The sequence below is a fragment of the Herbaspirillum sp. GCM10030257 genome, assembly GCF_042666555.1.
In the GTDB taxonomy this organism is placed as follows: Bacteria; Pseudomonadota; Gammaproteobacteria; order Burkholderiales; family Burkholderiaceae_D; genus Noviherbaspirillum.
Genome location: NZ_JBHTDH010000005.1, coordinates 195,380 through 207,548, shown reverse-complemented (window position 1 = coordinate 207,548; position 12,169 = coordinate 195,380). Strand labels below are relative to the sequence as shown.

The 12,169-nt window shown below is 59.3% G+C and carries 13 protein-coding genes; 5 read left to right on the top strand and 8 right to left on the bottom strand.

All coding sequences use genetic code 11. The features are described 5' to 3' along the window. Positions 1-122 precede the first annotated feature (122 nt). The 3 genes from ACFQUU_RS09870 to ACFQUU_RS09860 form a co-directional block, all read right to left on the bottom strand. Positions 123-1,196, bottom strand: coding sequence for a 3-deoxy-7-phosphoheptulonate synthase (locus ACFQUU_RS09870; RefSeq protein WP_382246253.1), 1,074 nt, complete (start codon positions 1,194-1,196; stop codon positions 123-125). A 71-nt stretch (positions 1,197-1,267) separates the two neighbouring features. Further along, complete coding sequence (locus tag ACFQUU_RS09865) at positions 1,268-2,551, bottom strand: c-type cytochrome (protein ID WP_382246250.1); 1,284 nt, start codon at positions 2,549-2,551, stop codon at positions 1,268-1,270. Positions 2,552-2,560: 9 nt separating this feature from the next. Then, a complete protein-coding gene (locus tag ACFQUU_RS09860; protein WP_382246247.1) occupies positions 2,561-3,289 on the bottom strand; it encodes a c-type cytochrome in 729 nt (242 codons plus the stop codon). A gap of 349 nt (positions 3,290-3,638) precedes the next feature. Here ACFQUU_RS09860 and ACFQUU_RS09855 point away from each other — a divergent pair, with 349 nt between their 5' ends. Continuing rightward, entirely contained in the window at positions 3,639-4,256 is a 618-nt protein-coding gene (locus tag ACFQUU_RS09855; protein WP_382246244.1) for a PolC-type DNA polymerase III, read from the top strand. A 116-nt stretch (positions 4,257-4,372) separates the two neighbouring features. Next, positions 4,373-4,825, top strand: coding sequence for a hypothetical protein (locus tag ACFQUU_RS09850; RefSeq protein WP_382246242.1), 453 nt, complete (start codon positions 4,373-4,375; stop codon positions 4,823-4,825). Positions 4,826-4,848: 23 nt separating this feature from the next. On the opposite strand, the gene ACFQUU_RS09845 is transcribed toward ACFQUU_RS09850, so the two are convergent. Beyond that, on the bottom strand, positions 4,849-5,829 hold the full coding sequence (locus tag ACFQUU_RS09845) for a 2-dehydropantoate 2-reductase (RefSeq protein WP_382246713.1): 981 nt from the start codon (positions 5,827-5,829) through the stop codon (positions 4,849-4,851). Between the two features lie 161 nt (positions 5,830-5,990). Here ACFQUU_RS09845 and ACFQUU_RS09840 point away from each other — a divergent pair, with 161 nt between their 5' ends. Next, entirely contained in the window at positions 5,991-6,332 is a 342-nt protein-coding gene (locus ACFQUU_RS09840) for a hypothetical protein (RefSeq protein ID WP_382246239.1), read from the top strand. 87 nt (positions 6,333-6,419) lie between these two features. On the opposite strand, the gene ACFQUU_RS09835 is transcribed toward ACFQUU_RS09840, so the two are convergent. Next, positions 6,420-7,382 (bottom strand): LysR family transcriptional regulator, encoded by a 963-nt coding sequence (locus ACFQUU_RS09835; protein WP_382246236.1) that lies wholly within the window; start codon positions 7,380-7,382, stop codon positions 6,420-6,422. A gap of 144 nt (positions 7,383-7,526) precedes the next feature. On the opposite strand from ACFQUU_RS09835, the gene ACFQUU_RS09830 reads away from it, so the two are divergent. Continuing rightward, a complete protein-coding gene (locus ACFQUU_RS09830) occupies positions 7,527-8,126 on the top strand; it encodes a short chain dehydrogenase (protein WP_382246234.1) in 600 nt (199 codons plus the stop codon). Positions 8,127-8,230: 104 nt separating this feature from the next. Here the strand turns inward: ACFQUU_RS09830 and ACFQUU_RS09825 are convergent, their stop codons facing one another. Further along, positions 8,231-8,506, bottom strand: coding sequence for a hypothetical protein (locus ACFQUU_RS09825; RefSeq protein WP_382246231.1), 276 nt, complete (start codon positions 8,504-8,506; stop codon positions 8,231-8,233). 110 nt (positions 8,507-8,616) lie between these two features. Further along, a complete protein-coding gene (locus tag ACFQUU_RS09820) occupies positions 8,617-9,630 on the bottom strand; it encodes an AI-2E family transporter (protein ID WP_382246229.1) in 1,014 nt (337 codons plus the stop codon). Between the two features lie 219 nt (positions 9,631-9,849). On the opposite strand from ACFQUU_RS09820, the gene ACFQUU_RS09815 reads away from it, so the two are divergent. Continuing rightward, positions 9,850-10,956, top strand: coding sequence for an NADH:flavin oxidoreductase/NADH oxidase (locus ACFQUU_RS09815; protein WP_382246226.1), 1,107 nt, complete (start codon positions 9,850-9,852; stop codon positions 10,954-10,956). 61 nt (positions 10,957-11,017) lie between these two features. Here the strand turns inward: ACFQUU_RS09815 and ACFQUU_RS09810 are convergent, their stop codons facing one another. Next, complete coding sequence (locus ACFQUU_RS09810) at positions 11,018-11,797, bottom strand: hypothetical protein (RefSeq protein WP_382246223.1); 780 nt, start codon at positions 11,795-11,797, stop codon at positions 11,018-11,020. Between the last annotated feature and the right edge of the window lie 372 nt (positions 11,798-12,169).

Genomic DNA, 12,169 nt, shown 5'->3' with positions numbered 1-12,169 from the left:
CACGGCAGGCAAAGCGGCTTGCTTACATGGGGAGCGCTGCCTTCATGCAGGCAGCGCTTGAGAGGAGCCTGCGAACTTGCGGCAGGCTGAAGATAAAGAGTATCTATATAAAGTGAAGCAGTTTATTTGAGCCGTGCCGAGAGCACGCCCTTCAGCATCGCATCGGCGTCACGGATCATCTTTTCAGTGGTCTCCCAGCCTACGCAGCCATCGGTTACCGAGCAGCCGTACTGCAGTTGGGAAAGATCTTCCGGAATGGATTGCTTACCAGCGACGATGTTCGATTCGATCATCACGCCGACCAGCGAATTGCTGCCGAGACGCACTTGATTAACCACGTCGGCCATGACCAGCGGTTGCAGCTCCGGGTTCTTGAAGCTGTTGGCATGCGAGCAGTCGACCACGATATTGGCAGGTAGCTTCGCCTTGGCCAGCGCTTGCTCGGCCATCGCTACCGACACGGTGTCGTAGTTAGGACGACCGTCGCCGCCACGCAAGACTACATGTCCATAGCGATTGCCGCTGGTGCGCACGATGGCCACCTTGCCCTGGCCGTTGATGCCGAGAAAGGAGTGCGGATGCGAGGCTGACAGGATCGCGTTGATCGCAATGCCGATGTCGCCGTCGGTGCCGTTCTTGAAACCGACCGGGGTCGACAGGCCGGAGGACATTTCGCGGTGCGTCTGGGATTCGGTGGTGCGTGCGCCGATCGCGGTCCAGGCGATCAGGTCGCCCAGGAATTGCGGCGAAATCGGATCAAGTGCTTCAGTCGCGGTGGGCAGGCCAAGTTCGCAGACGTCGAGCAGAAACTTGCGCGCAGCGGCCATGCCGCGCTCGATCTGGAAGGAATCATCCATGTCCGGATCGTTGATGTAACCCTTCCAGCCGGTGGTGGTGCGGGGCTTTTCAAAGTAGACGCGCATGACCAGCAGCAAGGTGTCGCTGACTTCGGCCTGTAATTTTTTCAGGCGACGTGCGTAATCCAGGCCAGCAACCGGATCATGGATGGAACACGGTCCGACCACCACGAACATGCGTGGATCCTTGCGATCGAGAATGTTGCGCAGCGTTTCACGGCCCTTGGTAACAGCGGTGCCCGCCGCTTCCGTCAGGGGAAGACTGGCATGCAAGTCTTCCGGCGTGGGCATGGAATCGAAACGGGTAACGTTGACGTTTTCTACATTAAAGGTAGTCATGGCAGATGCAGGATGGGCGGCAAGGGGTGGATGAAAACCCCATAGTGTAACCGCCCCCGCACCGGCTCCGGCTACTCCAGCGCGATCGATCGATATTTATTGACTTGATCGCCCGTTACCATCGAACCGCGATTGCCCCAGTTGTTACGCACAAAGGAGACCACCGCGGCGACCTCATCGTCGTTCAGGATCGCACCGAAAGGCGGCATGCCATAAGGCCGCGGATTGCCGGCTGTGCTGGGCGGATAGCCGCCGTGCAGCACCGCCCGGATCGGATTGACCGGCGAAGCAAGCAGCAGCGAGCGGTTGCCGGCAAGCGCCGGATAGCCGGGCGGCTGCCCCTCCCCGGATGCCTTGTGGCATTCGACACAATGCTTTTCATAGAGCGAGGCACCGACGCTCAGCATCTGTTCGGTCTCGGAATTGCGCCTTGGCCCCTGGGGCTCTTCGGCTCTTTCATTCTGCGGCAGCGATTTCAGGTAGATCGCCATCGCCCGCACATCCTTTTCGTCCAGATACTGCAGGCTTTCGCGCACCACTTCAGCCATCGGGCCGGACGCGGCGCCTTGCGTCGAAACGCCGGCTTTCAGCAGATCGACGATATGCTGCACCTCCCACTTGCCCAAGCCTTCCCCGCGTTCACCCGTCAGCGATGACGCATACCAGTTGAGCATGGGGATCATCGCGCCGCTCAGGTTTTCGCCACCTGTCGTGGCACCAAGGAAATTGCGCGGTGCATGACAGGCACTGCAATGCCCCAGTCCCTGCACCAGATAGGCGCCGCGATTCCACTCGGCATTCTGCGTCGGTTCCGCTTCATATACGCCGGGGCGAAAATACAGGGCCCGCCAGCCGGCCAGCAGGAAGCGGTAGTTGAACGGGAAGCGCAATTCCGGTTCCTTGTTGGCCTGACGCACCGGCGGCACCGTCTTGAAATACGCATAGAGGGCATCGGAGTCGGCGCGCGTGACACGAGTGTAGTTTGGATAAGGAAATGCAGGATAGAGTAGCGTGCCGTCCTTCGACTTACCGTTATGGATGGCACGCCAGAAATCGTCGGCGTTCCAGTCCCCAATGCCGGTTTCCTTGTCGGACGTGATGTTGGATGCATGGATAGCGCCGAACGGGGTCTGGATCGCGCGACCGCCCGCGTAAGCGGCACCGCCGCGCGTGGTGTGGCAGGCCATGCAGTCGCCCGCTCGTGCAAGATAAGCGCCCCTTCTAACGAGTTCGGCGGGATCAGCCTGGACGGCGGCTGGGGCGGCGCTGACATCGTCTTCGCGCGTACCGAGATAGGCGGTGATTCCAAGGCCGCACAGTACGAGGGCCAGCAATACCAGCAGAATACGTTTCATGATTTCCCCTTATTGCGGGACGCTGCCGCAGGCAACCGGCAGCTTTGCCGGCAAGGAACGGGCAGGCGCCGCATCTGCGGGGACTGCGCGCGTCGATAGCCAGGCGGACACCGCACTGATCTCGTCGGGACGGAGCTGGCGGGTGATTTCGGCCATGCAGTCAGGGGCAAGCGCGCGGCGCGTACCTTCACGCCAGGCACCGAACTGGGAATTGATATAGTCGCGCGGCAGACCAAGCAGGCCGGGCATGGCCGGGGCAACGCCGGTCAGCGCCTCGCCATGACAGGCAATACAGGCAGGCACCTTGCGTGCCGGGTCGCCGTTCATTACAAGCTGGCGCCCGCGATCCAGGATAGCCGGCGTCGCATCGATGGTCGGCGGTGGCGGATATGGAAGATGCTGGTCGGCGAAGAAGGTGGCCATTTCCTTCAGGTAGTCATCGGACAGGTTCTGGACCATATACACCATCAAGGGATATTGCTGGCGGCGACCATCACGAAAATTGATCAGCTGGTTATACAGGTAGCCCGCCGGTTTGCCGGCAATGCGCGGATAGTAGCCATCATTGGTGGCGCGGCCTTCCTTGCCATGGCAAGTCATGCAGGGCGCAACCCGTTTGGCGATGTCGTCACTGCGGGTCGGTGCTTGTGCGCGGGCCGTCATTGCGAACAAAACGAGCAAGGCCAGGCATGCGCCGAATTGGAAAAGACGGTAATGACTGAGAGGATTGCTTGGCATGACAAGTCCAGAAATGAGCCGACGGAATTTTACGTGAATGGCAAGATCGGCGTGGGACGCGACACGCGCAAGCTCGACTGCGTTGACAGAAAGACAATGTCCGGGCAACAAGGGTTCCCTGTTGCTTCCGCCTGTTTCCCGATCACTGAAGGTAAGCCGGGCGACTATGGCAATGGGCCGATGCGGCGATGCAAACGATAGGTGATGCGGCATCGCGTTGCATGCGCCGTGTCAGCGCGTGCGAGATATGACCTTTCCGACATCGCTTCTTGTTGTCGCATACCGTAAAATCAGGGCTTCCTTTTGCCATCCATAACGCCGATCCCATCCTATTGGCGCTGCAACAGCCATGTACCAGGAACCCATCGTGATGCTCGACTTTGAAACCACCGGATTGTCGCCGGCGGCCGGAGCGCGCATTACCGAAGTCGCTGCCTTGAAGATCCAGGGAGGTCGCATCGTTGACCGCTATGTGTCGCTGGTCAACTGCCACGTTCACGTGCCAGCCTTCATTACCAGCCTGACCGGGATTACCCAGAAGATGGTCGACAGCGCGCCTTGCGTCTCTCGAGTGGTGCCGGAGTTACTGGCGTTTATCGGTGATGACGCGCTGTCCGCGCACAATGCAAGTTTCGATGAAAAATTCCTGATTGCGGAAAGCCGTGATCTCGGGTTAATGCCGCGTCATCGCCGCCTGGTATGTTCCTTGAAACTGTCGCGGCGGGTGTTTCCGGGTTTGCCTAGTTACAAGCTTGGTACGCTGTCCTCATCGCTTGGAATTCGTTTCAAGGGTACTGCGCACCGTGCGGAGGCCGACGCGGAAGTCAGCGCCAATGTGCTGCTGCATATCGGCGAGCATTTGCAAAGCCAATATGGGCTGGCCCGCGTGGATACGGAATTGTTGTCGCGTGTCACGGCACTGAGCGCGGCAAAGGTGCCGGAGTTTTTGCGGCGGCAGGCGGCGTGAGATTGTAAGGTTCTGCGAAAGCACTCATGTAACGGCCGTCCGGCCATCAGCTTGCAGATCGGTCTGGTCCAACGATAATGAATCGAAGCCTTGATTTCATTTCCGCCGGAGCCGACTTGAGAACACCACTTTGTTTCCTGGCTACTGCGCTTATGCTGACCGCTTGCAGTTCAGTCGATCCCAAGCTCCTCAGCATACAGAACAAGCCCGTGCCAAGGGAACCGACAACGACGCCGGCAGCATCCGCAGCACCTGACGCAGCGAAAGCACCTGCCGCGACAGGCTCGTCATCGACGCCAACGCGCCCCGCCGACCCACGCTCCGCACGTCGCGTCGTGCCTGCAACCATCGTGCGAATGCCGGAACCACCGGTGCCCGCGCCGTCCCCAGCCCCGCCGATCCTTGCCGTGCCACAAGCTGTCGGCCCGCCCCCTCCTGCGCCGGTGACCAGCTGCGATTCCGGAGGATGCTGGAGCGGTGGCGAGCGCTATCAGGGCAGCGGTGGGACCTACGTCGCCCCGGGTGGCCAGACCTGCCGCAGCAACGGCGCTTTCATGCAGTGCTTTTAATGCATTAGAGCGCTTAAATAAGGCTATTCTGGATACAAGCCATGCGTTCGGCCAAACAGCCGCACCAGCCCCAGCAAGCCATCAATCGCCGGCGTGGGCACGTCGACCAGCTTGCCGATCTCATGCACCGCCGTGACCAGCGCATCGATTTCCAGTGCCTTGCCTGCTTCGGCATCCTGCAGCATCGACGTCTTGAATGTGCCCAGCTGCCGCGTCACGTCCATGCGGTCCGCGCCGCTCTGCGTGATCGGACAGCCAATGCGCTCTCCGATCGTTGCGGCTTCCTGCATGGCAGACAGGCAGAAGCTGCGTACCAGTGGATCGTCGAGCACCTTGTCGGCCGTGGCGCCAGTGATGGCGGAGACTGGGTTCATCGTCATGTTGCCCCACAGCTTATACCAGATGTCGGTGCGGATATCCTTGCTGGCCTCCGCCTGAAAACCCGCCTTGCCCAACAACGCCACAAGCTGTTGCAGGCGTTCGCTGTCGCCACCGCCGGGTTCGCCGAGAATCAGCCGGTTGCCAAAGCCGAGACGAACCAGCCCCGGTTCGGGACAGGAACTCGACAAGTGCACCACGCAGCCAATGATCTGGGCGACCGGGATGGCTCGCAGCAAGGCGCCGTCGGGATCGAGCGACGCCAGGCGGGTGCCGGCATAGGGCTGGCCATCGGCAGCGAAGAACCACCATGGCACGCCATTCATCGCGGTGATCACGATGGTTTCCGGTCCGATCAGCGGCGCAACCTGGCGCGCAACGTCCGGCAAGGCGGTGGCCTTGACGGCGATGATCACCACATCCTGCACGCCGAGCACTGCCGGGTCTTGTTCCGCCCGCAACGGCACGGTGAGGGTTTGTTCCTGCGACTGCACGCGCGCGCCGTGCCGGCGCAATGCATCAAGCGTCGCACCACGCGCGACCGCACTGACTTCGCATCCGGCGCCTGCAAGACGCGCACCGATCAACCCGCCGATCGCACCGAAACCGTAGACCGCAATTTTCATCATTCTGCCCCCGCAAATCTTGGACTGCGCAGTGTAGCGCGCCAAGCACCGCTTTGCAGGGCAAACCCCACATCACATATTCATGGCATGGCGAGGGGTTTTTCGATGTGATAACTTCGCGCCATCGCTTAAAACCTTATCTGTAATTCCCGGAGAAGACCTTGAAGACGCTGTTGATCATGCTGCTGATATCGCTATCTGTGATCGGTTGGCGCAGCCCGGATATCCTGCAGGCGATCGGCATGGCGGGTGTGGCGCAGGATCCGGCGGCGCTCGTCACAGGCAATCCCGTGGCCACGCAGCTGAAGAAGGCCGACCTCGATACGCTGATCGTGCAAGCGCCTTCCAATGGCAAGAAGCCGATGTCTGTCACCGAATTTACGGAACTGGCGAAAAAGGATACGCAGGCTTACCAGAAGTTCATCAATAGCCTGCGTGTCGAAAACGAGCGCAGCGAAGTCGACAAGCTGCTGAATTTTTTCGCGAGGGGCAAATACGAATAGCTCATGTGGTCACATTGAGCATAGCAATGCGCGTTACGGATGGCTTTACCCTACCCATCATCGCATTCGTAGCGTTGGCAAGCCGGCTTACCCAGCCGGCTTTTTTTTCGCCTCGTTTTTTGCCGCGCTTTTTGTCGTGTTTTTCTCCGGGCTTTTCGTCCCTTGCTTCGCTCCGAAACGCTCCAGCATGAAATCGATGAACGTCGCAAGCTTGGGTGTGGGCTGGCGATCACGCAGATAAACCAGATGCATGGGCCGCGGCGGCGGGGCATAGTCGTCAAGCAGCGATACCAGGCGTCCGGCACGGACATCGTCGCCCAACAGGATTTCGGCCTGCATCACGATGCCATAACCGCGCAAGGCAGCCATGCGCAGCGCCTGTCCATTGTTGGAGCGAAAGCGGCTGGCCGGCACATCAGTCTGCCTGTCCCCGGTCGCGGCAAGCTTCCAGCGTACTTCCTTGCTCCAGTGCATAAAGTCCAGACATTGGTGGCCGGCAAGGTCTTCCGGCCTGAGGGGTGTGCCGGCACGTGCCAGATAGTCGGGCGACGCGCAGATCAGCATCCGGTAAGGCTGCAAGGGACGCGCCACCAGGGTGGAATCGTCCAGTTTGCCGATACGTACCGCGACATCGATGCCATCTTCGACCAGATCCACCACACGGTCGTTGAGACTGAGATCCAGGCTCACTTCCGGATACAGACCGAGATAATCAGCAATGGCCGGCGCCATCAGCTGGCTGCCGAAGGATACCGGCGCGCTGATAGTGAGCAAGCCGCGTGGACTGGTGCGCATGGCTTCCGCACCCGATTCCGCAGCGGCAATGTCGGCAAGGATCTGGCGGCAGCGTTCAACATACTGGCGCCCGATCTCGGTCAGATTCTGCCGCCGGGTGGTGCGTGTCAGGAGACGGGTGCCCAGCCGTTCTTCCAGCTCACGCACATGCTTGCCGACCATGACCGGTGAAATATTGAACGCCTCGGAGGCGGCCGTGAAACTGCCGCTGTCCACCACGGCGACAAAGATCTCCATGCTGCGCAATTTGTCCATCGATTGCTAACTCATACTTAGTAATGTTGTTCATCCTAACGCATTTATTCCTTTAATGAATAAATCAATAATGGCTTCACCGTTGCCGCCATTGACAACCTTGCATAGGGCAACCCGGAAAACCACCCATCACAGGAGAACAGCATGAAAGTTATCGTTATCGGCGCCACAGGCACCATCGGCAAAGCAGTCTCGGAACAACTCGCTACCCGACATGAAGTGATCCGGGTCGGCAACACCAATGGTCAGTACCAGGTGGATATTGCCGACCCGACCAGTGTCGAAGCCCTGTTTGCGCGTGTCGGCAAGGCAGATGCGGTAGTGGTTGCCGCCGGCAATGTGCACTTTGGTCCGCTCTCGGAAATCACACCGCAGCAGTTGCACATCGGCCTGCAGCACAAGTTGATGGGACAGGTAAATGTCGCGCTGACCGCACAGCGTCATCTGAATGACGGCGGTTCGATCACGCTGACCAGCGGGATAGTCGGCGACGAACCGATCCGCTACGGCGTCAGCGCCACCATGGTCAACGCCGCAGTCGAGGGTTTCGTGCGCGCAGCCGCGATCGAATTGCCACGCGGCTTACGCATCAACGGGATCAATCCATCCGTATTGCAGGAATCGATGGATGCCTACGGTCCGTATTTCTATGGATTTGAGCCGGTGCCGGCAATGCGTGTGGCGCAGGCTTACGTCAAGAGTGTGGATGGCTTGCACACGGGGCGCGTGTATCGCGTCTGGTGAGGCAGGGTGGGCATGGCAGAGCGGAGCGTAACGGACAGCGGAAGTGCAGAGAGATGGTGGTGCCATGCGTGGAAGCTCACCCGCGCATGGCACAGGATTGCGGCTTACCGTCCGGAGCGCTGCTTGTCGGCTTCGGTTTCAGGCTTGGGAATCGCTATCGGATCGCTGGCGGGGAAAGTCATTTCCACTGCATCGTCGATCTGCTCTTCCTCTTTCTCGTCCTTGTCCGCAGACTGGATCTGACGCACCCGTACGTCACGGGAAGCCGCATCCTTTGAAGACACATCCTTTGGTGTCACTGACTTCGAGTCGTTTCCATGTGATGAAGTCGCTTTCTGTTTGTCCTCGCCTTCAGCAGACGTTCTGTTCAGATTCGACATGGTTGTTCTCCTTTGATTAGCAATGGCGGACGGCAATGCAGCAACGCAGAACCACCGCCCGTATTGATGTGATAACAGGAAATGTCGAAAGTTTCAGCATTGAATATTGCTCAAACAAGATCGTAATCGGCGAGTTCCTTCTTTACATAAGCATAGAACACGGGAGCGGCAACCACGCCTGGCAAACCGAAAATGGCTTCCATCGTCAGCATGGCCGCAAGCAGTTCCCACGCCTTGGCATTGATATGCGCACCAATGATCCTGGCATTCAGGAAATATTCGAGCTTGTGGATGACGACAAGAAAGACCAATGATGCTACGGCGATGGACAATGAATGCGACAGGCTAACAATAACAATTACCGTATTGGAAATCAGGTTCCCGACCACGGGCAGCAAGCCGGCGAAGAAGGTGATCGCAATCATGCTCTTGGTAAGAGGCAGGTGTATGCCAGCCAGCGGCAATACGATCACCAGGTAGACAGCGGTAAAGATCGCATTGATGCCGGCGATCCTGACCTGTGCAAAGACGATCTGGCGGAACGCGCTGTGGAGGTTCACGACGCGGGCATGCAGTGCCGAGGCAAGCGGTTTGTAATTCGGTGGGGTGGTGGTGTCATACAGCGCTGCCATCGCGCCGATTGCCATGCCGACCAACAAATGGGCGACCGTACGCCCCGCCTGCTGGCCGATGAACTGCGCCTCCGACGCATGGTCGCGCAGCCACGCCGTCATCATTTCCCGGATCGCCTCCGCACTTGCAGGGATGTATTGCTTGAGCCATGCCGGCATCTGGTCGCGCGAGGTTTCGAGGATATCGGCCAGCTTTTTCATCAGCACGCCCAGGTTGCCGGCATCGCTCTGAAAAAAACTGACGCCGCCCCAGATGGCCAGCGACAGGACCAGCACGATGCCGCTGCCAAGCAAGATGACCGCAATCATGCGTGCACGGTGATCGCTAATGTTGCGCGACAACGGGGGCGACATGACATGCACCAGCGAATACACCAGCAAGCCGGAGAACAGCGCGGCCAGCAAGCCCTTGTGCAGCACGATGAACAAAGCGCCCGCAGCCAGCAGATAGGAGGCAATGATGGTTAAATGAAGCTTGTTGTTTTCGGCCATGACTGTGTGGTGTTTTGTTGTGTTTTGCTGTCTCTTGCTTTTGGTTGTCGCCGTGTGCTCGCCGTATGTTCACCGTGTGTTGCAAGAAGAGACCTTCGTTGCTGCGTGCAACGGGAAAGTGACCGCAGCCACCCCACACCGCGCTCCCTCATCCGAGGGCGATGTATCGCAGTATCAACTGTCGTACCGGATTTTTCATCTGTTTCCAGGAAAAAGAATATGAGCATCTTATTTTCGCCCTATTCGCTCGGGCAACTCACACTCAAGAACCGCATTGTAATCGCACCGATGTGCCAGTACTCCGCCGAGAATGGCGCAGCGACCGACTGGCACATGATTCATCTGGGCCACCTTTCGCTATCGGGCGCTGGCCTGATGTTTATCGAAGCGACCGCGGTCGAGGCGGTAGGTCGCATTTCACCCGGTGATCTGGGGCTGTGGGATGACGCCACCGAGGCGGCGCTGGCCAAGGTATTGCAGGCGGTGCGCAAGCATTCGCCAACCGCGGTAGCGATTCAATTGGGCCATGCGGGGCGCAAGGCATCGGTACATGTACCGTGGGAAGGCGGACATTCGATCCCGCTGGCCGAAGGCGGCTGGAAAACCTCCGCACCGTCTGCCGTGCCGTTTGCAGAAGGTGATGAGACGCCGGTCGCACTCGATGCCGCTGGCTTGCAGCGCATTCGCGATGCATTTGCCGATGCGACGCGGCGCTCGGCACGTCTGGGGCTGGATGCGATTGAAATCCATGCCGCGCATGGCTATCTGCTGCATCAGTTTTTGTCGCCACTGTCCAACCGGCGTGAAGATGCCTATGGCGGCTCGCTGGAAAACCGCATGCGTTTTCCGCTGGAGATTTTTGACATCGTACGTGCAGCCTTTCCCGCTGAGAGGCCGGTCGGCGTGCGTGTATCCGCGACCGACTGGGTTGACGGCGGCTGGGATCTGGAACAGACGGTTGCCTTCTCCAGGGAACTTGAACGTCGCGGATGTGCGTTCATTCATGTATCGAGCGGCGGTCTGTCGACGAAGCAGAAAATCACTGTCGGGCCCGGCTATCAGGTGCCATTCGCCGAACGCATCAAGCATGAAACCAGCTTGCCGACAATTGCCGTTGGCCTGATCACCGAGCCGGAACAGGCAGAAGCGATTGTCGCCTCCGGCGAGGCCGATCTGGTTGCGCTGGCACGCGGCATCCTGTACGACCCACGCTGGCCGTGGCATGCAGCGGCCAGGCTGGGTGCGCATGTCGATGCGCCGCCGCAGTACTGGCGTTCCCAGCCGCGCGAACTGAAAACCTTGTTCAATGCGGGGAAGTGGGGCTGAAACAGGTCGTTGCAACGCGGGCCTTTGCCGATGCGTGTTTTCGGCGCCCGCGCTGCGTGTTTCACATGTCGAACTGAACCGCAACGCAGGTCAGTCGCCCGGGACGCGCCTCGGCATCTGCCTCTTCGCGGCTGGCATGTTGAGTCAGCAGGTAGCGGTCCTTGCTCCGTGGATCGGTGTTGGGATAGATGTTCACATGCAGTTGCTGCTGTGAAGGGATGTTTTCAAGGTAAGGCAAACCATTCTCCGACAAGCGTCCGTCCAGGGTAAATACTGTCACCACATCGTCGTCGCCAATGTAGCCATGCACCTTGTAGAGCGGATGGCGTGCACGGGTGGTGATGATTTCGACCGGTTGCTTGGTGGTCGTTAGCCGCACCGGTTTACTGAGGTCCAGCGGCGGCGCTGCGGCAGGCTGCGGCTCGGGTACGGCTGCCGCGCGTGGCGCAACCGGTGCAACTGGCGCTACCGGCTCGATCTGTTCGGCGGGTTCATGGTCCCGCGCGGGCTCACGTAATGGGCGGGCGGTATAGCGCGGCGCATCGAATGGGCGCTCGGGTTGCGGCATTCTCGGTTCGGCGTGCGGTTCAATACGCATTTCCGTCCTTGGTTCAATTCGCATGTCTGTTCTGGGTTCGCGCAATATGGTGACCTCCTCGTCTCTTCGCCGTGCCGATACAGGCGGCCTGTCAAACGTCCGCTTCGGTACATTGAATGTGACTTCATAGTTGTAAAGCTGTTCGTCCGTCATGTCCGGATATGGCGCCGGATGACCGCCATCTACGGTGCGGTATGCGACTTCAGGCTCGCGCCTGCCCATGATGGTACCTAGAATGCCCACGTCAAATCTCCTTCGAATTTCCATAAAACAAGTTGCTGCTGCCGTGGACCGGGACATAGCGGTGGGGTGGCTTTTGCATGTGGCCGCTATGGGGTTGGCTTGCCGGAATTCGACATGCTTCTTGCGGGCAGGTTCGGTGGGACGGGGGTGTAGGTTGTTAGAGTTGTTTCTACTTGTTGCGGGGGGAGGGGTTTTGGGGTGACTAATGCTTTGTTGCAAGATTTCGGGGGTTCTTTTCTTCGGTGATGCTGGTCGGTTAGTACTTCGTGGATGCTAGCCGGGACTGGCTCCGGCGGGCCACTTACCTTCTTTGCTTCGCCAAAGAAGGTAAGTCAAGAAAGGCGACCCCGGTTCAGCCGCCCTTCGGGTTCC